The organism is Pseudomonas sp. Leaf48, assembly GCF_001421885.1.
Lineage (GTDB): Bacteria > Pseudomonadota > Gammaproteobacteria > Pseudomonadales > Pseudomonadaceae > Aquipseudomonas.
In genome coordinates this window covers 69,752-90,019 of record NZ_LMLH01000014.1, presented here as the reverse complement: position 1 = coordinate 90,019, position 20,268 = coordinate 69,752, and the positions used below count along the sequence as shown (strand labels likewise).

The 20,268-nt window shown below is 60.4% G+C and carries 17 protein-coding genes; 7 read left to right on the top strand and 10 right to left on the bottom strand.

What is annotated here, in order from left to right; genetic code table 11:
* Positions 1 to 27 precede the first annotated feature (27 nt).
* Positions 28 to 2,085, top strand: a complete 2,058-nt coding sequence (locus ASE98_RS12935) for a carbon starvation CstA family protein (protein WP_060541755.1) — start codon at positions 28 to 30, stop codon at positions 2,083 to 2,085.
* A 15-nt stretch (positions 2,086 to 2,100) separates the two neighbouring features.
* On the top strand, positions 2,101 to 2,298 hold the full coding sequence (locus ASE98_RS12930; RefSeq protein ID WP_060541754.1) for a YbdD/YjiX family protein: 198 nt from the start codon (positions 2,101 to 2,103) through the stop codon (positions 2,296 to 2,298).
* A gap of 46 nt (positions 2,299 to 2,344) precedes the next feature.
* Here the strand turns inward: ASE98_RS12930 and ASE98_RS25840 are convergent, their stop codons facing one another.
* Positions 2,345 to 2,569, bottom strand: coding sequence for a hypothetical protein (locus tag ASE98_RS25840; protein ID WP_082457536.1), 225 nt, complete (start codon positions 2,567 to 2,569; stop codon positions 2,345 to 2,347).
* A 346-nt stretch (positions 2,570 to 2,915) separates the two neighbouring features.
* Between ASE98_RS25840 and katG the strand changes: the two genes are divergently transcribed.
* The 3 genes from katG (at position 2,916) to ASE98_RS12905 (ending at position 6,793) form a co-directional block, all read left to right on the top strand.
* A complete protein-coding gene (gene katG / locus ASE98_RS12920) occupies positions 2,916 to 5,183 on the top strand; it encodes a catalase/peroxidase HPI (protein ID WP_060541752.1) in 2,268 nt (755 codons plus the stop codon).
* 315 nt (positions 5,184 to 5,498) lie between these two features.
* Positions 5,499 to 5,942, top strand: a complete 444-nt coding sequence (locus ASE98_RS12915; RefSeq protein ID WP_060541751.1) for a cupin domain-containing protein — start codon at positions 5,499 to 5,501, stop codon at positions 5,940 to 5,942.
* Between the two features lie 305 nt (positions 5,943 to 6,247).
* Positions 6,248 to 6,793 (top strand): YdeI/OmpD-associated family protein, encoded by a 546-nt coding sequence (locus ASE98_RS12905; protein ID WP_060541749.1) that lies wholly within the window; start codon positions 6,248 to 6,250, stop codon positions 6,791 to 6,793.
* Between the two features lie 41 nt (positions 6,794 to 6,834).
* Here ASE98_RS12905 and phnE read toward each other — a convergent pair whose 3' ends face one another.
* The 8 genes from phnE to ASE98_RS12865 form a co-directional block, all read right to left on the bottom strand.
* Positions 6,835 to 7,602, bottom strand: coding sequence for a phosphonate ABC transporter, permease protein PhnE (gene phnE / locus ASE98_RS12900; RefSeq protein WP_060541748.1), 768 nt, complete (start codon positions 7,600 to 7,602; stop codon positions 6,835 to 6,837).
* Entirely contained in the window at positions 7,599 to 8,426 is an 828-nt protein-coding gene (locus tag ASE98_RS12895) for a PhnE/PtxC family ABC transporter permease (protein ID WP_060541747.1), read from the bottom strand. The genes phnE and ASE98_RS12895 overlap by 4 nt, the downstream gene beginning before the upstream one ends.
* Complete coding sequence (locus tag ASE98_RS12890; protein ID WP_060541746.1) at positions 8,420 to 9,217, bottom strand: phosphonate ABC transporter ATP-binding protein; 798 nt, start codon at positions 9,215 to 9,217, stop codon at positions 8,420 to 8,422. The genes ASE98_RS12895 and ASE98_RS12890 overlap by 7 nt, the downstream gene beginning before the upstream one ends.
* Positions 9,214 to 10,065 carry a putative selenate ABC transporter substrate-binding protein gene (locus tag ASE98_RS12885; RefSeq protein WP_060541745.1) on the bottom strand — a complete coding sequence of 284 codons (852 nt, stop codon included), beginning with the start codon at positions 10,063 to 10,065 and terminating at the stop codon, positions 9,214 to 9,216. The genes ASE98_RS12890 and ASE98_RS12885 overlap by 4 nt, the downstream gene beginning before the upstream one ends.
* Positions 10,066 to 10,309: 244 nt before the next feature.
* On the bottom strand, positions 10,310 to 11,488 hold the full coding sequence (locus ASE98_RS12880) for a trans-sulfuration enzyme family protein (RefSeq protein WP_060541744.1): 1,179 nt from the start codon (positions 11,486 to 11,488) through the stop codon (positions 10,310 to 10,312).
* Positions 11,485 to 12,861, bottom strand: coding sequence for a pyridoxal-phosphate dependent enzyme (locus ASE98_RS12875; protein WP_060541743.1), 1,377 nt, complete (start codon positions 12,859 to 12,861; stop codon positions 11,485 to 11,487). The genes ASE98_RS12880 and ASE98_RS12875 overlap by 4 nt, the downstream gene beginning before the upstream one ends.
* 756 nt (positions 12,862 to 13,617) lie before the next feature.
* Positions 13,618 to 14,577, bottom strand: a complete 960-nt coding sequence (locus tag ASE98_RS12870) for an HlyD family secretion protein (RefSeq protein ID WP_060541742.1) — start codon at positions 14,575 to 14,577, stop codon at positions 13,618 to 13,620.
* 3 nt (positions 14,578 to 14,580) lie between these two features.
* A complete protein-coding gene (locus ASE98_RS12865; protein ID WP_060541741.1) occupies positions 14,581 to 14,952 on the bottom strand; it encodes a DUF3302 domain-containing protein in 372 nt (123 codons plus the stop codon).
* Positions 14,953 to 15,479: 527 nt separating this feature from the next.
* Here ASE98_RS12865 and ASE98_RS12860 point away from each other — a divergent pair.
* Positions 15,480 to 16,574, top strand: coding sequence for a sterol desaturase family protein (locus ASE98_RS12860; protein WP_060541740.1), 1,095 nt, complete (start codon positions 15,480 to 15,482; stop codon positions 16,572 to 16,574).
* A gap of 391 nt (positions 16,575 to 16,965) precedes the next feature.
* On the opposite strand, the gene ASE98_RS12855 is transcribed toward ASE98_RS12860, so the two are convergent.
* The gene (locus tag ASE98_RS12855; protein ID WP_060541793.1) at positions 16,966 to 17,931 is read right to left on the bottom strand and encodes an endonuclease; all 966 of its coding nucleotides are present in this window, start codon (positions 17,929 to 17,931) and stop codon (positions 16,966 to 16,968) included.
* A 358-nt stretch (positions 17,932 to 18,289) separates the two neighbouring features.
* Between ASE98_RS12855 and ASE98_RS12850 the strand changes: the two genes are divergently transcribed.
* A complete protein-coding gene (locus ASE98_RS12850) occupies positions 18,290 to 20,197 on the top strand; it encodes a potassium transporter Kup (protein ID WP_060541739.1) in 1,908 nt (635 codons plus the stop codon).
* Positions 20,198 to 20,268 lie beyond the last annotated feature (71 nt).

The window sequence follows — 20,268 nt, the reverse complement described above, 5'->3', positions numbered from 1 at the left end:
TTCACAGGCTGTGGCAGGAGACCCGCTATGCCCCGTCTGGCTAAACACCTTGCCTGGTTTGCCGTGGCTGTCCTGGGAGCGATTGCGCTGAGTGTCGTGGCCCTGCGCCGCGGCGAAGCGATCAACGCCTTGTGGATCGTCGTTGCAGCCGTCGCTATCTACCTCGTTGCCTACCGCTACTACAGCCTGTTTATCGCCAACAAAGTGATGCAGCTGGACCCCAATCGCGCCACTCCCGCCGTGCTCAACAACGATGGCCTGGACTACGTGCCGACCAACAAGCACGTGCTGTTCGGTCACCACTTCGCCGCCATTGCCGGCGCGGGCCCGCTGGTCGGTCCGGTGCTGGCCGCGCAAATGGGCTATCTGCCCGGTACCCTGTGGCTGATCGCCGGGGTAGTGTTGGCCGGTGCGGTGCAGGATTTCATGGTCCTGTTCCTGTCGACCCGCCGCAGCGGTCGCTCCCTGGGTGACATGGTCCGTGAAGAAATGGGCCGCATTCCCGGTACCATCGCGCTGTTCGGCTGCTTCCTGATCATGATCATCATCCTTGCGGTGCTGGCGCTGATCGTGGTCAAGGCCCTGGCCGAAAGCCCGTGGGGTATTTTCACGGTAATGGCGACTATCCCGATCGCGATGTTCATGGGCATCTACATGCGCTACATCCGCCCGGGCCGCATTGGTGAGATCTCGGTGATCGGCGTGCTGTTGCTGCTCGGTTCGATCTGGCTGGGCGGGCAGATTGCTGCCGATCCGGTGTGGGCCAAGGCCTTTACCTTTACCGGAATCCAGATCACCTGGATGCTGATCGGCTACGGTTTCGTGGCAGCGGTATTGCCGGTGTGGCTGATCCTGGCGCCCCGTGACTATCTCTCTACCTTCCTCAAGATCGGCACCATCGTCGCCCTGGCCATCGGCATCCTGGTGACCATGCCCGAGCTGAAAATGCCAGCGTTGACCCAGTTCATCGACGGCACCGGTCCGGTGTGGAAGGGCGGCCTGTTCCCGTTCCTGTTCATCACCATTGCCTGTGGCGCGGTCTCGGGTTTCCATGCGCTGATCGCTTCCGGCACCACGCCGAAATTACTCGCCAATGAAGGGCATGCCCGTTACATCGGTTATGGCGGCATGCTGATGGAATCGTTCGTGGCGATCATGGCCATGGTCGCGGCCTCGGTGATCGATCCGGGCGTGTATTTCGCCATGAACAGCCCGGCTGCGGTAGTCGGCGCTGACGCCGTGACTGTTGCGCAAACCGTCAGCAGCTGGGGCTTTGCCATCACCCCGGAGGCGCTGCAAGCCGTAGCCCACGACATCGGTGAAACCACCATCCTGGCCCGTGCCGGCGGCGCGCCGACCCTGGCGGTGGGTATCGCGCAGATCCTGCACCAGCTTCTGCCGGGTGAAAACACCATGGCGTTCTGGTACCACTTCGCGATCCTGTTTGAGGCGCTGTTTATCCTCACCGCTGTCGACGCCGGTACCCGCGCCGGGCGTTTCATGCTCCAGGACCTGCTCGGTTCCTTCGTGCCTTCCCTGAAACGTACCGAATCCTGGACCGCCAACCTGATCGCCACCGCCGGTTGTGTGGCGATGTGGGGCTATCTGCTGTACCAGGGCGTGATCGATCCGCTGGGCGGGATCAACACCTTGTGGCCGCTGTTCGGCATCTCCAACCAGATGCTGGCCGGGATCGCGCTGATGCTCGGCACTGTTGTGCTGATCAAGATGAAGCGCCAGCGGTATGTGTGGGTGACCTTGCTGCCGGCGGTATGGCTGCTGATCTGCACCACGACGGCGGGCTTCATCAAGCTGTTCGACGCCAACCCGGCAATCGGTTTCCTGGCCCTGGCCAAGAAGTACAGCGACGCCTTGGCCAACGGTCAGGTCCTCGCGCCGGCCAAGAGCATTGATCAGATGCAGCACGTGATCTTCAACGCCTACACCAACGCAACGCTGACTGCATTGTTCCTGTTCGTGGTGTTCAGCATCCTGTTCTTTGCGCTCAAGGTCGGCATTGCCGCCTGGGGTACTAAAGAGCGTACGGATAAAGAAGCGCCTTACCAGACTGTGCCGCAAGCGTGATCCGAGGGTTTAAGCATGTTCAATGACCTGAGTCGCCTCGGTAAATACCTCGGTCAGGCCGCGCGCCTGATGGTCGGCATGCCTGACTATGACAACTACGTCGAGCACATGCAGGGCAAACACCCGGACCAGCCGGTGATGGACTACGAGGCGTTCTTTCGCGAGCGCCAGGAAGCCCGTTACGGCAGCAAAGCCGGACCGAAGTGCTGTTGAAATGAATAAAAAACCCGGCTGAAAGCCGGGTTTTTTTATGGCGGGTTTAATCCGGTTCGTTCTTATCGCGCAAGCCGTCCGGATCGTCGTGAGCGCTGCGCGACACCGGGTGGCCAAGCCTGTCGGTCAAGCCCGGGTCTACGGGTTTTCGCTCCAGTGCCTGTCTCTTCAGCGCCCGGTCCGCGACCTTGGCATTGTGAACCAGCCGACAAAGCACGGCGACGACGACAATCGACAGCAACACCCAGAGGACAACGGCTTTTAGAACCATGGCGGCCTCGCGCGCGTCCTGCTTTGCTTTTCGCCAACATCCCTGCAGCAATGATTGCCTTGAGTGTGGCACTTTTTGCGCAAACTTCCCCTTTGTTTGCCAGCATTTTCTCGTTGGAGGGCTTTCATTCGCCGAGTGGGCGCAACAGGGCTTTTATCAGCAATCTTCCATGGTGAAGCGACAGTTTCCCCGACCGGTACTTTAATGGATGGTCTGGAGTGACTGATCACGGAGCCGTCATAGCCTTAAGGCTATGGATCCCATGTCGAAAAGCTATTTCATTAATCGGTACTCCGGATCCACGCTCAAGGGTGGTTAGCTGATCACACAATAATGAGGAGATGCCATGTCAACCGAATCGAAATGCCCGTTCAATCACGCCGCTGGTGGTGGCACGACGAACCGCGACTGGTGGCCGAATCAACTGAACCTGAAAATCCTGAGCCAGCACTCGCCCAAGTCTGACCCGCTTGGCGGCGAATTCAACTATGCGCAGGCGTTCAAAAGTCTCGACTTTCAAGCGCTCAAACAAGACCTGACGGCGCTGATGACCGACTCCCAGGACTGGTGGCCAGCCGACTTCGGCCACTATGGGCCTTTGTTTGTTCGCATGGCCTGGCACAGCGCAGGCACCTATCGCACGGGCGACGGCCGTGGCGGCGCCGGTTCCGGGCAGCAACGCTTTGCACCACTCAATAGCTGGCCGGATAACGTCAGCCTGGACAAGGCGCGCCGGCTGCTTTGGCCGATCAAGCAAAAATACGGCAACAAGATTTCCTGGGCTGACCTGCTCGTCCTGACCGGTAACGTCGCGCTTGAGTCCATGGGCTTCAAGACCTTTGGTTTTTCCGGTGGCCGTCCGGATGTCTGGGAACCGGACGAAGATGTTTACTGGGGTTCGGAAAACAAGTGGCTGGGTGGCGACAGCCGTTACGGCAAAGATGACAGCAAACCCGTGCAGCCACCGGGCGATGTCCCGCTCGTGGCAGAGCCTGGCAGGAACGAAGACAGCCGTACCGAAGATGGCCGCAATCTGGAAAACCCCCTTGCCGCTGTGCAGATGGGCCTGATCTACGTCAACCCGGAAGGCCCGGAAGGTCAGCCGGACCCGCGCGCCTCAGCCCTGGATATCCGCGAAACCTTCGGCCGCATGGCCATGAACGACGAGGAAACCGTGGCGCTGATCGCCGGCGGCCACGCCTTTGGCAAGACCCACGGTGCCGGGCCTGCCGACAACGTCGGGGCTGAGCCCGAAGCCGCCGGCCTGGAACAGCAGGGCCTGGGCTGGAAGAGTACCTTTGGCAGCGGTAAAGGCCCCGACACCATCACCAGCGGCCTGGAAGTTACCTGGACTACCACACCGACCAAATGGAGCAACAACTACCTGGAGAACCTGTTCGGCTTCGAGTGGGAGCTGACCAAAAGCCCGGCCGGTGCGCATCAGTGGACCCCGAAAAACGGCGCCGGCGCCGGCATCATTCCCGATGCCTTTGATCCTGCCAAACGTCGTAACCCAACCATGCTCACCTCCGACCTGGCCCTGCGTTTCGACCCGATCTATGAGCCGATTTCGCGGCGCTTCCTGGAGAACCCGGACCAGTTGGCCGACGCCTTCGCCCGCGCCTGGTACAAGCTGATCCACCGTGACATGGGGCCGTTGTCGCGTTACCTGGGTCCGGAAATGCCGGCCGAAGAGCTGCTGTGGCAAGACCCGATCCCACGTGTCGATCATGCACTGGTCAATGACAGTGACGTCACTGCGCTCAAGAGCAAGCTGTTGGCCTCTGGCCTGTCGGTCGGGCAACTGGTGTCGACCGCATGGGCGGCGGCTTCGACGTTCCGTGGTTCGGACAAGCGCGGTGGTGCCAACGGTGGTCGCCTGCGCCTGGCGCCGCAGAAATCCTGGGCGGCCAACCAGCCGGATCAATTGGCGAATGTGCTGGCCAAACTCGAAGGCATCCAGAACGAGTTCAACGGAGCGCAAAGCGGCGGCAAGAAAGTCTCCCTGGCTGACCTGATCGTGCTGGCCGGTTGTGCGGGTGTCGAACAGGCCGCGAAAAACGCCGGCCAGAGTGTGACGGTGCCGTTCACTGCGGGCCGCGCCGATGCCAGCCAGGAGCAGACGGATGTCGATTCCTTCGGCTTCCTCGAGCCGATTGCCGACGGTTTCCGCAACTACCTCAAACAGCAATATCGCGTACCGGCCGAGAATCTGCTGATCGACAAGGCACAACTGCTGACGCTCACCGCACCGGAGATGACCGTGTTGCTCGGCGGCCTGCGCGTGTTGAACGCCAATGCCGGGCAAAGCAAACATGGCGTGTTTACCTCGCGTCCGGAATCCTTGACCAACGACTTCTTCACCAACCTGCTCGACATGGGCGTGGAGTGGAAGCCGACCTCGGACGCCCGGCAGGAGTTCGAAGGGCGCGATCGCAAAACCGGCGCGGTGAAGTGGACGGCCACCCGGGTTGACCTGGTCTTCGGCTCCAACGCGCAGTTGCGCGCCCTGGCCGAAGTCTATGCCAGTGCCGATGCGCAGCAGAAGTTCGTCAATGACTTCGTGGCTGCGTGGACGAAGGTGATGAATCTGGATCGCTTCGACCTCAAGTGATCGTCACGTCAGCCTGAAAATAGCCGCGACCCGGGTGGAATCGGGTCGCGGCACCCACAGATCACGGCCATCGAGCACATGCGGCAGACCTAGCGGTTAGTCGACGCGCAGCCCGGCAGCGCTGGGCGAGCAGGGTTACCGATGTAAGCGGGTGCTGCGCTTGTATCTGCAGGTATCTGCAGCGACCACAGCTACTTTCGAATACAAATTCAGCGTTCCCCGACACCCGGGCGATACATGGCGGCCTCTAAATGCAACCTCAGACACCGCGCCAAAGCTGGCGTGGCGTACCGAGGTTCAACTGGAGGAAAGGCAATGTCCCGATTCAATCCCCGTAACATGGCTGGCGGCCTGGGTGCTGCCCTGGTCATCGCCGGCCTGTCTGCCGTCGCGAGCCTCGCCCAGGCGCAAGAGGCCGGCGCGGCGAAAAGCTGGCAGCAGGGCATCCATCGTACCGACCTGGTACGCGAAGACCTCGGCGCCGCCGACCGCGAAGTGATTCAGGTGCGTGTCGATTTCGACCCGGGCGTGACATCGCCCAGGCATGCTCATCCGGGTGTGGAAGTGGCTTACGTCGTCAGCGGCATATTCGAGTATCAACTGGAGGGGCGGGCGCCGGTCACGCTCAAGGCCGGTGATTCGTTGTACATACCCGCCGGTGTTGCCCATGTGGCGAAGAATGTCGGGCAGGGCAATGGTTCGGAGTTGGCGTCTTACATCGTGAAGAAGGGCGAGCCGTTGTTGATTCTCAAGGAGTAAGCGGGAAACAAATGCCGGGTGGTTTAGACACTTGAACCTTTAGGAGCCTGCTTGCGATGGCGCGCGGTACCGCATGATGCGCTTGTGTAAGTACTCAGCACTTTTTTGGGGGGCCGCGCCATACGTTTACCGTTCATGTCTCACGCCGCTGTCAGTCAGCTGATGCACACGGTCACCAGCCTCGAACACGATGTCTTTCTGGCTGTCTCGTGTTTACTGCAACTCATTCAGGCTAGGCCAGGCTTGCAGGACAACAAGGAACGTTATACGGATAGTAGTCAGGCGTATCAGTTGGAGAAATTGCAATGACAACAATCGATGTGAAATCCCGATTTGAAGCAAAGCTTCTTCGTCCGGCAAAGCCTGATGATACGTCGTGGGCGTTCGTAGTACTGCCAAGAGATGCGAGTGAAAAGCTTCCGAGGCGAGGAAGGACGACAGTTGAAGGCACAATCAATGGGCACCCGTTTCAGGCAACCCTTGAGCCGGATGGTCAACTGAGCCATTGGCTGCAGGTAAGTAGAGAGTTGTACGAAGCCGCAGGCGCGGCGGTTGGGGATATCGTTACGCTGGAGCTGACGCCAGTGAAGAAGGACCCCGAGCCTGACATCCCGCCGGATTTTCAGGAGGCGCTGGCAGCCGCTCCCGAGGCGCGTAAAGTCTGGAACAATACGACGACCATCGCACGAGTAGACTGGATCCACTGGATTACTTCAGCCAAGCAACTCAAGACGCGTGCAAAACGAGTGGGAGATGCCTGCGAAATGCTTGCATCCGGCAAGCAGCGGGTTTGCTGTTTCGACCAGTCTGGTTACTACAGTAAGGCCTTTCGTGCGCCGGAGTCAGAATAGTTTTAAATGGAACATTGCGTTCAATACCCCTGAATTGCCCATCACGCCTTGACCCAGCGCTGACGACTCCAGCTGCTCAGACCATCGACTGCAAACACCAACAGCAACATGGCCAGAATGACCGTGCTGGCCTGGGCTTCCTGGAACAGGCTGAGGCTGACATAGAGCATTTGCCCCAGGCCACCGGCACCGACGAAGCCGAGCACGCTGGCCATGCGGATGTTGTTTTCCCAGCGGTACAGGATGTACGCCAACAGTTGCGGAAACAGGTTGGGCAGGGTGCCGTAACAGAAGGCCCACACCACATTCCCGCCTTGCAGGCGGATTGCTTCGGCCGGTTGCGGCGGGGTGTTTTCCAGCGCTTCGGCGAACAGGCGGCCAAGTACGCCGGTGGTGTGCATGGCCAGGGCCAGGGTCCCGGCGTTGGGGCCGAGTCCGGCGGCCAGCACCATCAGTGCAGCCCACACCAGTTCCGGAATGGCGCGCAGGGCGTTCAGCACCAGGCGCGACGCACTCTGCAGCGGCCAACCGAAACGCCCGGCCGCCGGCAGTGCCAGCACCAGGCCCAATACCGCCGCGAGCAGGGTGCCCAAGGCCGACATGGCCAGGGTTTCCACGGCACCACGGCCGATGGCTTGCAGGTGGCTGGCACTGAGGTCGGGGCTGAGAAAACGCAGGACGTAGGCGCCCATCTGCTTCAGGTTATCGCTGCCTGCCAGCTCACCGAGATCGATACCCAGATAACGGAACGACGCGACGACCGCCGCGCCGATGCACAGGATCAGCAGCAGGTTGATCAGGCGATTCATGCGAACCTCCAGCGCAGCAGGCGGCTGATCTGATCGGCCAGCAGCACCAACACGAAAAAGGTCAGCAACATGCTCGCCACTTCACCGCCGGCGAACATGCGCAGCGACAGGTCGATTTGCTGGCCCAGGCCACCGGCGCCAACGAAACCCATCACCACGGACGCGCGGATCGCGCATTCCCAGCGATACACGGTGTACGACAGCAACTCCGCCGCGACATTGGGCAGGATGCCGTAGCAGAACGCCGCCAGCCGGCCACTGCCGGCTTGCAGCAGTGCGTGGGCGGGACGCTGGTCGACGGACTCGAAAATTTCCGCGTAGACCTTGCCGAGCATGCCGCTGTAGGTGATGGCGATGGCCAGCACCCCCGCCGTCGGGCCAAGGCCGACGGCGCGCACGAACAGCAGGGCCCAGACGATTTCCGGCACGCTGCGCAGGAAGATCAGCAGCCCGCGCACCGGCCAGCGCAACAGCCGGCCCAAGGCGCTCGGGCGACCGCTGCGCGAAGCCGCCGACAGCGACAGTGCGCGACTGGCCAGCAGGCTCGCGGGTACGGCCAGCAGCAACGCCAAGGCCATGCCGGCGGTGGCGATCGCCAGTGTCTGCAGCGTGGCTTGCCACAGCAGTTCAAGGAATTCTTCGCCATGAGCCGGTGGCCAGAAGGCTGAGACAAACCGGCCCATCTCACTCTGGCTGTCGGCCATGAGCAGGACACCCAGGTCCAGTTCGCTGAAATGGACGCCGGGCCACAGCAGGGCAAGTGCCAACAGGCTGAGCAGCAGGCGAGGCAGGGTGGCGGGGTCTCGTGTATCGCGGGTCAGCATCGGGGAATCTGCAGGCTCAAGGGTGCCACCGGAGGGGGCGGGGATTGCAGTTGCTCATTGGCGTAGAGCCTGTCGAGCAAATCGTGGTCGACGTCGCTTGCGGGCAGATCGAACAGCACCTGCCCTTCACGCAAGCCGATGATGCGCGAGAAGTTGCTCAGCGCCAGGTCCACCGCATGCAGGCTGGCGACCAGCGTCACCTTGTGCTCGCGCGCGTGGCGGCAGAGGGTCGACAGGGTGTGCCCGGCCAATACCGGGTCCATCGCCGACACCGGTTCATCGGCCAGCAACACCTCGGGCGCCTGGTACAGCACGCGGGCAATGCCCACGCGTTGCAGCTGGCCACCGGACAATTGCTGGCATTGGGCGAACAGCTTGTCGCCCAGGTCCAGCTTGAGCAGTGCCGCCCGAGCCCCAGGAACGTCCACCGGATGCAGCAGGTTCAGCAGGCTTTTGGCAAAACCCCATTGGCCGAGTTTTCCGGCCAGCACCGCCGTGACCACCCGTTGCCGCGGTGGCAGTGGCGGTGCCTGGTGCACCAGGCCGATGCGCGCCCGCAAGCGTTGGCGCTGGCTGGCGCCGAGCTGCCAGGCTTGCTCGCCGAGCACTTCGACCGTGCCGCTGCCGGGGCGCAGGGCGGTGGCCAGCAGGTTCAGCAGGCTCGACTTGCCGGCACCGGAGGGGCCGATGATCGCCACCTGCTCACCGGCGCCGATGTGCAGGTCGACCTCATGCAGCGCCCGCACGCCATTGCCATGGGTGAGGCTGACCCGGTTCAGATGCAAGGTCATTTCAGCAGGTCGGCAGCGCGTGCGGCTTCCTCGATGCCCTTGTAGTTCTCGGGACTGGTCTCGATGAAGCGGCTGGCGGCTTGCAGGTCGAGGATCGCCTTTTGCTCAGGGTTGGCCGGGTCGAGCGCGAGGAAAGCGGCCTTGATTTTCGCGGCCAGGGCCGGGTCGAGGGTGCCGCGCACGGTCCAGTTGTAGTCGAAGTAGGCCGGTGTGGTGGCGAAGACCTTGACCTTGTTGGTATCGACCTTGCCGGCGGCTACCAGTTTTTCCCAGACGCTGGCGTTGAGCACGCCTGCATCCACCTTGCCGGCCTGAACCCAGGCAACGGTGGCGTCATGGGCACCGGAGTAGCCGACGCGGCTGAAATAGGTTTCCGGCTTGATGCCGTCCTTCAGCATGAAGTAGCGCGGCATCAGGCTGCCGGAGGTGGAGGACACCGAACCGAAGGCGAAGGACTTGCCCTTGAGGTCGGCCAGCGATTTGACGTTCGGGTCGGCCGTGATGAATTTGCTGGTGAACTGGGCATCCTGTTCGCGCTGTACCAGCGGTATGGCATTGCCGGTTTTCAGGCGCGCCTGGACGAAGGTGAAGCCGCCCAGCCAGGCCATGTCGATGCGGTCGGTAGCCAGCGCTTCAACCACGGCCGGGTAGTCGGACACCGGTACGAACTCGACCTTCATGCCCAACTGCTTCTCCAGGTATTCGCCCAATGGCTTGAACTTGCGCAACAGTTCGGTGGGGGCTTCGTCGGGAATGGCGCTGACCTTGAGGGTCTCGGCAGCCTGAGCCAGCAGGGTGGAAAGGGACAAGGTCAGGCCGACGGCCAATGCCAGGGTGCGTTTGAGCATGGAGGTTCTCCGGTTCAATAGCGGAAAAATGTCGATGCGCCCCGCACAAGCTGATTGCTGCACGACGCTTCGTGAGGGTAGACGAAAACGTCGGGATTATAGAGGCATTGCGCGCGATCCTGTAGGAGCGAGCATGCTCGCGATGGACGTCAACGATGACGCGGGCATCCTGAATGCCCGTGGCGCTCTCCGGTTTTTCGCGAGCGTGCTCGCTCCTACAGGGTGTCCCGTTAGTCGGGGGGGCTTACATCTTCGCCAGCGCCTGCGCCAAATCAGCCCGCAAGTCTTCCACGTCCTCGACTCCAACTGATAAACGCACCAGCCCATCGCCGATCCCTAACTGCGCACGGGTGGCAACAGGAATGGTGGCATGGGTCATGATCGCCGGGTGTTCGATCAGGCTTTCCACGCCGCCCAGGCTCTCGGCCAAAGCGAAGATCTGCACGCTCTCAAGGAAGCGTTTGGCGCCTGCCAGATCGCTGTTAAGGTCGAGGGCGATCATTCCGCCGAACCCGCGCATTTGCCGGCAAGCCAATTCGTGCTGCGGGTGCGAGGGCAGACCGGGGTAGTAGACCCTGGAGACTTGTGGCTGACGCTCCAGCCATTGCGCCAGCTCCAGGGCGTTGCTGCAGTGGCGTTCCATACGCAGGGCCAGAGTCTTCACGCCGCGCAGGGTGAGGAAGGCGTCGAACGGCCCGGCGATCGCCCCCACGGCGTTTTGCAGGAAACCCAGGCGCTCGGCCAGCTCGGCATTTTGCCCGACCACGGCGATGCCGCCGATCACGTCGGAGTGGCCATTGAGGTACTTGGTGGTCGAGTGCAACACGATGTCAAAACCCAGATCCAGCGGGCGCTGGATGTACGGACTGGCGAAGGTATTGTCGGCTACGCAAATGATCCCGCGTGAGCGGCAGATGCGAGCGAGGGCGGCCAGATCGCAAAGGCGCAGCAGGGGATTGCTCGGCGTCTCGACCATGACCATTCGCGTGTCGTCTTCCAGCGCTGCCTCGAAGGCGGACAGATCCGTCAGGTCGACGAAGCTGAAACGGTGCCCGGCGCTGCGCTGGCGCACCTTGTCGAACAGGCGGAAGGTGCCACCGTACAAGTCATTGCCGGAGACGACGTGCGAGCCGGCGTCGAGCAGTTCGAGCACGGTGGAAATAGTCGCCAGCCCCGACGCAAAGGCAAAGGCCTGGGTACCGCCTTCGAGGTCCGCGACGCAACGCTCCAGGGCCCAGCGCGTCGGGTTGTGCGAGCGTCCGTAGTCAAGGCCCTTGTGCACGCCGGGGCTCTGTTGCAGGTAGGTGGAGTTGGCGTAGATCGGCGGCATCAAGGCCCCGGTGGACGGGTCCGGTGCTTGCCCGGCATGGATCACCCGGGTCGCGAAGCCCTGTGGCCGGGAGTTTTTGTCCTGTTGACTCATGGCAGGGATCTCCGCAAGTGATTAAGCATGTCGGTTCGGGTAATCAGTCCGTGAAAACCCGAGGCATCCTTGATGATCGCCACGAGGCCTCGGCCCAGTTCAGCCTCCAGTTCCGCCAGGGTGGCGTCGGGGGCCAAGGTCTGCAGTTTGTCGGTCATGGCGCTGGCCACGGTCTTGCGAAAGTGCGCCGCGTCTTCGTGCACCCCGAGCAGAATGTCGGATTCGTCGATGACCCCGACCAGTTGCTGCCCGCCCACCAGCACCGGCAGTTGCGAGACGTCCGCCAGGCGCATGCGCTGGAACGCGGTGAGCAGGGTGTCGTCGGGGCCGACGCTGATCACCCGGCCATCCTCGAAACGCCGCGCGACCAGGTCGCGCAGGTCGCCGTAATGCTTGCGTTGCAACAGGCCCTGGTCGTTCATCCACTGGTCGTTGTAGACCTTGGACAGGTAACGGGTACCGGTGTCGCAGACGAAGCTGACCACCCGTTTCGGCTCGGTTTGCTCGCGGCAGTAACGCAAGGCCGCCGCCAGCAATGTCCCGGTCGAAGAACCACCGAGAATGCCTTCGGCGCGCAGCAACTGGCGGGCGTGATCGAAGCTTTCTTCATCGCTGATCGAATAGGCGTGACGCACGCTGGAAAGGTCGGCAATCGATGGAATGAAGTCTTCGCCAATACCTTCCACCGCCCAGGAACCGGGGGTGGGGAGGGTGCCGCCGCGGCTGTATTCGGCCATCACCGAACCGATCGGGTCGGCCAGGATCATTTCCAGGTCCGGTTGTACCCGTTTGAAGAAGCGGGTCAGGCCGGTGAGGGTGCCGGCTGACCCGACGCCGACGACGATGGCATCCAGGTCATGCTGGGTCTGTGCCCAGATCTCCGGCGCGGTGCTGCACTCATGGGCCAGCGGGTTGGCGGGGTTGTTGAACTGGTCGGCGAAGAAGGCATCGGGAATGTCCTGCGCCAACCGTGCGGCGACGTCCTGGTAATACTCCGGATGGCCTTTGCCGACATCGGAACGGGTGATGTGCACCTCGGCGCCCATTGCCTTGAGGTGCAGGACTTTTTCCGTGGACATCTTGTCCGGCACCACCAGCACCACCCGGTAGCCTTTGGCCCGGCCGACCAGCGCCAGGCCCAGGCCCGTGTTGCCGGCGGTGGCCTCGACAATGGTGCCACCGGGGCGCAGCCGGCCATCGCGCTCGGCGGCGTCGATCATCGCCAGACCGATGCGGTCCTTGATCGAACCACCGGGGTTCTGGGATTCGAGCTTGAGAAACAGTGTGCAGGGGCCGGTATCGAAACGGCTGACGCGCACCAGTGGCGTGTTGCCGATCAGTTCGAGCACGGCGGGGCGTGAATTGCCTGGCATGTCATCTCCTCCTTGCGTAGCTCCTGATGTAGCTGTGCTGCGAATGAACAGCGACCTGCGATAAGCATCGAGTACTCGTCACAGGCAAGGGTTCGTTTGGACCATAGGCCGGGATCGGGTCACCCGCAACCTTGTGCAGCCAGCCGGTAGGCTCGTCGCTTTTTGCTCCGGAACGAGGGTGCAAGTCGGCCAGGCCGTTTGTCGGATGTATGGTTCTGCCCAGAAGAGGGCTCGGTGGATAAGCCGCCAAACGGCGTGCAGCGGGGCGCAAGCGGGTTGGACGGTAGCCCGTCATCAAGTCCCGGCACACATGGAACTGATAAAAATTGCAGGCGTCAAAGCTTTACGGGCGGTTCGGCGTGGTGATGGTCACGGGGTCGAATTGGAACCCCAGGATTTAAAGGCGGGAGGTTGGTGATGGTCATGGCGAGATTGACGATGATCAAGTTCTTTGCGGCTTACCTGGCCGCATGTGTCTTCCTGCAATGGGTCGTGGGCCAGGCGTCTCCCTGGATTGCCTCGCACCTTCTGCTGCCCTGGATTCTTTAGCGCAGCGCTGAATATCAAAAAATATCCGCACCTCTCGAATGCATTCAACCCAATGCACGCGGGGAACCATTCCCCGCGTTGCACTTCATGTCTGTGCCAATCGCTGAGTTAACCTGCAACGACCGGTTCAACGGCGTGATCGGGCCGGCTCCTTTGAACCGGCCTTTGTCTCAATCCTTTGAACGTCACGCCGCCATCATCCAGCGATTAATGGAATGGGAAGATGTAGTTCATCCAGGCCGCCATGCGCAGGAGGATTTTGCGCATCATGGCAATGTGGGTGAAATGCTGGCTGTAGAGCGCCGCCTGGCCGTAGGCACCGCCGGGCATCAGCTTGGCATACGGGGCGAAATCGGGGTCGGTGATTTCAATGATCACCGGAACCCGACCGGCCGGTGGTGAGCCGGTAAAGCCGATGAGCGAGCCGGAAGGTTGGACCTGACCTTCGGCGATGACTTCAAGGACGCTTTTGACCTTGCCCTCGAAAACCTTACCCGGAATGCCGTCGAAAGCGACTTCGGCCTCATCGCCGACCGTCAGGCGCAGCAGGCTGTTCTGGCGCATCCACGCCGCGAAATATTGGCCTTCATCGGGGATGAACACCATCGAGGGGCGTAGCGGGAACTTCGTCGCCATCATGCCCGGACGCAACGACACATGGGTGACGAAGCCTTTGCTCGGTGCGCGCACCGTCGTGTTGTCGAGTTCGTATTGCGCGCCGTCGAGTTGCGCCTGCAGGTCATCAGTACGGGAAACGACGACATCCAGTTCCCGTTGGGTGGCGAAGTTACGCTTGATCAGTTCGCTGATTCGGGCGCGGTCAGCTTTGGCCACCAACAGTTGGGCCTTGAGCGACTTCACTCGATACTCGAAGGGGGCCGGGTCGATCCGAAACAGCACATCGCCCTTTTCCAGGCGTTCGTTGCCCTGGACCGGCACGTCGATCACCTGGCCTGTGACCACGGGAATCACCGGGACGGAGACGAAATACGAACGTGCAACCTCCGAGTAGGGATGGTTGTAGTTCATCACGAAAATCATCGCGCCAACGATCAGGATCCCGCCCAATACAGCGGTGGGGACCGTCCATTTGTTCAAGGGGATGCGGAAGATCTTGAAGATTGCAACGCAGATGGCGGTGTAAGTCAGTACCAGTAAAAGATCCATGGGTCAGATTCCCTCGCCACTGTTGTCGGTCGGCAACCTGTGCTGCGCCGTTCCTGTCGCTGTCTCCAGGTGCGCGACGCGGCTTTGCAGTTCTGCGACTTGTTGTTCCAGATGCACAACATGGGCGTGCCCTGATTTTCCATCACTGAACCCCCAGCCCCGGTCTTCCCGGTATGCCATCGCCCAGATCCATAGGAACGGCCACAGCGCATGCAGGGTAAACAGGCTGACCCAGCCCGTGGCGTGAATCGCATCCTGGTGCGGATGATTGCGGTGGACCGCAATTTCATAAGGAATGTCGTGGAGCAGGATAATCCCGTAGAACAGGACAAGTCCGACAAAGAACAACAGCCCCAACGCGAAGTAATCAAGCATCAATTGTCTCTCTGTGAATCAGTTGGCGTACTCGCTCCAGTGTAGCCGCTCAATCTACACTTGAAGAGCCGGTATCGGCGGATGAGCCGGACGGTACTCAACGAGCAGGACATGGAGAGGGTGGGCAATGCAAAATAATTAAAAACAGAAGCGGGCCCCGGTGCTTGATCCAGTCGAGCACATTACAGAAGTTGTATTCGGCCTGTTAATGGCCATGACGTTCACCGGAACCATCAGTGTGGCGACGGCAGACCAGGCAGCGCAAGAGCGCTCGATGATGATTGCCGCGCTCGGCTGTAACCTTGCCTGGGGCTGGCGGACGCTGTCATGTATCTGTCATCGCCGGCTGGATGCTGGCCAAATACGCTAACACCAAACCTTGGCAGGGCGGGGTGGCCCTGGCGCTCACAGGTAGCGTGCTGATCGTCGCCATCATCGCGCTCGGTGGCTAGAGATTTTCACCCGGCAGCACATTGAGTATTCATTCTCATTTACAATGCCCTTCCACTTACGCAGGGCAGTCGGGTATGGATGTGCTCGCCGATCTACATCGTTACCTGATCAGGTGGGTGATCGAGCCGGTCACCCACCAGTTTCTTGGCATCTTCGATGTCAATGGACGCCTGGGAGTGGTCTTTCTCTGCGTTTCCTACGGCGTCGCCTATGGCCTGTTTCGATTCAGAACGTCTCGCGGATTGACCGGGGCGCGCTCCTTCGGGCAGTTCCTCGGCGGGCGGCGGGTTTACCTGCACCGCTCGGCGCTGCTCGATTACCGCTACTACTTCGTGCTCGCCATCCTGAAAGTGGCGCTGGTGCTGCCGATTGTCGGGCTGGTTGATCCCTATGTGCTGCGTTCAGCGGACTACATCAGATTTTTCTCCAACCTGTGGGGCGCGCGCGCGCAAGTGGGGGAGAACCTCGGGCTTTCCCTGCTCTACGGCCTGGGCGTGTTCCTGGTCAAGGATTTCGCTCATTACTGGAACCACCGGGCCTTTCATTCGCGCTACTTGTGGGCATTTCACAAAGTCCATCATTCGGCGCCCGTGCTGGTGCCGGCTACGGCAAGCCGGGTGCATTTTCTTGAAGAACTCGTCGAAAAGCTGGTGGATATCATCTGCCTGGGCCTCTATGCCGGAGTCTTCTGGTACGCCTGTGGCGGCGAGGTCAGCCGCTATACCCTGTTTGGCGTGACGTGGATTGTGTTCATCTTCAACGGTCTGGCGGCCAACCTGCGGCATAGCCATGTGTGGTTTTCATTCGGGCCGGTGATCGAGCGGGTGCTGAGCAGTCCCGCGCAGCATCAGATTCACCACAGCGATGCGCCGCGGCATTTCAACAAGAACTTCGGTATCAACCTGTCACTGTGGGACTGGATGTTCGGCACGCTCTATGTCACCCGGTCGACCCCGGAAGCAATCCGCTTCGGCACTGGTGAGCAGGATCACGAGCGTTACCTGACGCTTCACGGCCTGATCATCACGCCCTTTGTCGACGTTGCCCGCAAGTTTTTCCCCCCCAGACGCCCGCAATCGAACTTGACCGAGCCTGGACGAAGCCTGTCTGATCCGTATTTTCCTGCGCAATCTGCATCTGTAACGAAAACAGTCACCGGCCCACAATAACTCATCGGCAGGGTCATCCGCCCGGCGCACAACAGCGCAGTACGACCCTGTACAGCAACTTCATGAGCTGGGAGGCCATATGGCCAGAATGACGATTTTTCTCGGTGGTTTTCTGCTGTTGACCATTTTGATCGGGGCACTGGCGACCATTCCTCCGGGGTGAAGAGGGCGCCGAAGAATGCGAGCGATTGGGTGCTGATCGAGTCGCCCGAACGCAACTTAATGCGCACAGGTTCACCTTGACCGGGGTCCTGCCAGACTCCGTTACCGCGGCGGACTTCGTCTTTGCCTGAGTGATCGGCCCATGCTCACGCCTGGCGAGGGCGTGAGCATGCCGAGGAAGCTTCAGCGACGCTAATCGTCAAAGCGGCTCCATCAACTCCACCTGCTGCTACTTGCAGTTGCCGGCCTTACGAAATCCGGCGGCCTGGGCGGCAGCTTCAGAGTCAAAAGTTATCTGGTTTTTTTCCGACACTTGAGCATAACCAGGGCAACCGATTGAGAGGTGATACACCTGGCTCTTGCGGTTGCCAATGATCAAGCCTGCCCCGGTCGCTTTCGCCAGGGTTGGCTGGGCCGTTACTGGCACGGGTTTCCCGGCAATGGCGCTGACGGTTCCATCACCCGCCGCCTTGTATCCTTGCGTCCATTGACGGTCACCCGTCACGAAAGGGTTCGAGTGCCCCATGATTGAGGCAATGCGACTATCGCGCACTTTCTCCCAGGCCGAGACCGGGTACTGCTTGTCCCAGGCCATCAGTAGTTGTTGCTGCTGACGTGACATGTTCAGATTGTATCGATCGAACATGTAAAAGGTCGTCCTCGCGACCAGGCCTTTGACCTCGTCACGGGGTTCGGCGGCTCGTTGATCAAAATCAACCCGGGTCTTGCATTGCCCATACTGCGGCGCTACGCCGGGGGTCATTGCGTAGTTGAAATTACTACGGTCGCCGTTCACTTCCCCAACAGACGGGTAGAGATTGAACAGGTCCGCTTCCATGGCTCGGAAGACCGGATCGTCGTCCACGCAGTGCTCTCGACCGCCGTTCTTCCAGCACTGGCGTTGGTTACCGAATGTCCAGGCAGGAACTATATGTTCCCACTCAGTCCGCTCGGCGCGGTTTTGCTGTTTTCTGGTTTGATAGCCGCAAGAATCAGGGTCAATACGGCCACCCGACTTGCCTACCCATGTCCACTTGCAACCGCAGTACAACTCGCCAAGGGCACTGTTCGCCTGGTCGAGGTAGATTTTCTGTTTTGCTATGACCTTGGCTTCGGAAAAGTTCGACGGAGGGCTTGAGAAGGCGGGGGTGATTACCGAGAGCACCAGCGCTACTACGGACAGCAGTTTTTTCATTGGAAAACATTGGCTTATGAAGAGGGCGCGCATTATACCCACGATCTGCGCGCATGCCGCTGGAAAGCGCGTATCCAGGATGTTGCCACTGAGCCTGGTGTTGAGTGCAACGAGGCGTTTCACCGCCGACCGCCATCCATGCAATCACCATCCAGTGCGCATCGGCATGACTGGTCGGAGCCAGGCTTGAGGCGAGCCGTTAATTTTTTACGCTTTTTTTACGATAAGCGGTTTGGTCCGCAACGATACTGGCCGCGATTTTATTAATCGCCCAAGCGTCTGCATTCCTGATGACGCTGGCAATGTATTGCCCAAGGATGGCATGCACCTCTTTCCCGCAATTTGAGAGAAGCGACCCTTGAGTGAAACAGCGACCCGTGCACATTCAGATTCCCAATCCCAATCCAAGGCGTCAGGAGTGGGCTTGCTCGTCGCCGCCGTCGGAGTGGTTTACGGGGACATTGGCACCAGCCCCCTCTACACGCTCAAGGAAGTATTTTCCGGCCACTACGGCGTTCAGGTAAATCACGACGGAGTGCTGGGCATTCTATCGTTGATCTTTTGGTCACTGATCTGGGTGGTCTCGATCAAATACGTGCTGTTCATCCTGCGTGCCAACAACCAGGGCGAAGGCGGCATCATGGCGTTGACGGCGCTAGCGCGCCGCGCGGCCGCACCTTATCCGCACATGAGCAAGGTTCTGGTACTGCTTGGCCTGTTCGGTGCAGCACTTTTTTATGGGGACAGCATGATCACCCCGGCTATTTCTGTGCTCTCTGCGGTTGAAGGACTACAACTGGCGTTTGACGGAATAGAACACTGGGTCGTGCCCTTGTCGGTGATTGTGCTGGTGGCGCTGTTCTTGATACAGAAACATGGCACGGCTCGAATCGGTATCCTGTTTGGCCCCATCATGGTGCTGTGGTTTGTGGTGTTGGGTGCACTTGGTATCTACGGTATTTCGCTGCGTCCGGAAGTGCTGCAAGCACTGAACCCTGTATGGGCTGTGCAATTCTTCGTGGTTCATCCGGGAATGGGTGTGGCTATCCTGGGTGCTGTGGTGTTGGCATTGACCGGTGCTGAAGCGCTGTATGCCGACATGGGCCACTTTGGTCGCAAACCGATTGCGCGTGCCTGGTTCATCCTCGTGTTGCCGGGCCTGGTGCTCAATTACTTTGGCCAGGGCGCGTTGATCCTGGGCAACCCGGAGACTGTGCGTAACCCGTTCTATTTGCTGGCACCCGACTGGGCGCTCTTGCCGATGGTTGCACTCTCCACACTGGCGACCATCATCGCTTCCCAAGCCGTGATTTCGGGCGCTTTCTCCCTGACTAGCCAGGCCATCCAGCTTGGGTATATCCCTCGCATGTTCATCCAGCACACCTCCAGCCATGAGCAGGGGCAGATCTACATCGGTACGGTTAACTGGGCGTTGATGGTGGGTGTCGTGCTGCTGGTGCTTGGTTTCGAGTCGTCCAGTGCTTTGGCTGCGGCTTATGGCGTCGCGGTGACGGGGACCATGCTGATCACAACAATCCTGTCCTCGGCTGTCGTCCTGCTCCTATGGAAAACACCGCGCTGGGTGGCCATTCCAATGTTGCTCGGATTTTTGCTGGTAGACAGCCTGTATTTCGCGGCCAACGCCGCAAAGATTTTTCAGGGCGGTGCGTTTCCGGTGATTGCCGGCATTGGTCTGTTCATTTTGATGACGACCTGGAAGCGGGGCAGAAAGATTATCGTTGAGCGGCTGGATGAAACTGCACTTCCTCTACCGCTGTTCATCGGCAGCATCCGTACGCAGCCTCCCCATCGCGTACAAGGCACGGCAGTGTTCCTTACGGCCAGGGCAGATGCTGTTCCTCATGCGCTGCTGCACAACCTGCTGCATAACCAGGTTTTGCATGAGCAAGTGGTGTTACTCACTGTGGTTTCCGAAGACAGCCCGCGCGTGGCTGCTGACCGGCGATTTGAGGTTGAAGCCTATGGCGAAGGTTTCTTTCGGGTCAGTCTGCACTTCGGATTTATGGAGGAGCCGGATGTTCCTCTGACCCTGAGTCTGTGTCACTTGTCCGAGCTGGATTTCAGTCCGATGCGCACCACCTATTTCCTCAGCCGGGAGACGGTGATCCCGACCAAGCGCATCGGTATGGCCCGTTGGCGAGAAAGCCTGTTCGCGTTTTTGCTCAAGAACGCCAACAGCAACCTGAAGTACTTCAAGTTGCCGTTGAATCGGGTGATTGAGCTGGGTACACAGGTTGAGATGTAAAGAGTCATCGCGCATCCAGGGTGGCTTTTAGCGCTTGATGTGGGGCATTCGTGGTGGATGACCCACGCCTG

What these genes read in the sequence shown, in the direction of transcription:
- ASE98_RS12935 (WP_060541755.1), top strand. Translation starts at nt 28, where the DNA reads ATGCCCCGTCTGGCTAAACACCTTGCCTGGTTTGCCGTGGCTGTCCTG.
- ASE98_RS12930 (WP_060541754.1), top strand. Translation starts at nt 2,101, where the DNA reads ATGTTCAATGACCTGAGTCGCCTCGGTAAATACCTCGGTCAGGCCGCG.
- ASE98_RS25840 (WP_082457536.1), bottom strand. Translation starts at nt 2,569, where the DNA reads ATGGTTCTAAAAGCCGTTGTCCTCTGGGTGTTGCTGTCGATTGTCGTC.
- katG (WP_060541752.1), top strand. Translation starts at nt 2,916, where the DNA reads ATGTCAACCGAATCGAAATGCCCGTTCAATCACGCCGCTGGTGGTGGC.
- ASE98_RS12915 (WP_060541751.1), top strand. Translation starts at nt 5,499, where the DNA reads ATGTCCCGATTCAATCCCCGTAACATGGCTGGCGGCCTGGGTGCTGCC.
- ASE98_RS12905 (WP_060541749.1), top strand. Translation starts at nt 6,248, where the DNA reads ATGACAACAATCGATGTGAAATCCCGATTTGAAGCAAAGCTTCTTCGT.
- phnE (WP_060541748.1), bottom strand. Translation starts at nt 7,602, where the DNA reads ATGAATCGCCTGATCAACCTGCTGCTGATCCTGTGCATCGGCGCGGCG.
- ASE98_RS12895 (WP_060541747.1), bottom strand. Translation starts at nt 8,426, where the DNA reads ATGCTGACCCGCGATACACGAGACCCCGCCACCCTGCCTCGCCTGCTG.
- ASE98_RS12890 (WP_060541746.1), bottom strand. Translation starts at nt 9,217, where the DNA reads ATGACCTTGCATCTGAACCGGGTCAGCCTCACCCATGGCAATGGCGTG.
- ASE98_RS12885 (WP_060541745.1), bottom strand. Translation starts at nt 10,065, where the DNA reads ATGCTCAAACGCACCCTGGCATTGGCCGTCGGCCTGACCTTGTCCCTT.
- ASE98_RS12880 (WP_060541744.1), bottom strand. Translation starts at nt 11,488, where the DNA reads ATGAGTCAACAGGACAAAAACTCCCGGCCACAGGGCTTCGCGACCCGG.
- ASE98_RS12875 (WP_060541743.1), bottom strand. Translation starts at nt 12,861, where the DNA reads ATGCCAGGCAATTCACGCCCCGCCGTGCTCGAACTGATCGGCAACACG.
- ASE98_RS12870 (WP_060541742.1), bottom strand. Translation starts at nt 14,577, where the DNA reads ATGGATCTTTTACTGGTACTGACTTACACCGCCATCTGCGTTGCAATC.
- ASE98_RS12865 (WP_060541741.1), bottom strand. Translation starts at nt 14,952, where the DNA reads ATGCTTGATTACTTCGCGTTGGGGCTGTTGTTCTTTGTCGGACTTGTC.
- ASE98_RS12860 (WP_060541740.1), top strand. Translation starts at nt 15,480, where the DNA reads ATGGATGTGCTCGCCGATCTACATCGTTACCTGATCAGGTGGGTGATC.
- ASE98_RS12855 (WP_060541793.1), bottom strand. Translation starts at nt 17,931, where the DNA reads ATGAAAAAACTGCTGTCCGTAGTAGCGCTGGTGCTCTCGGTAATCACC.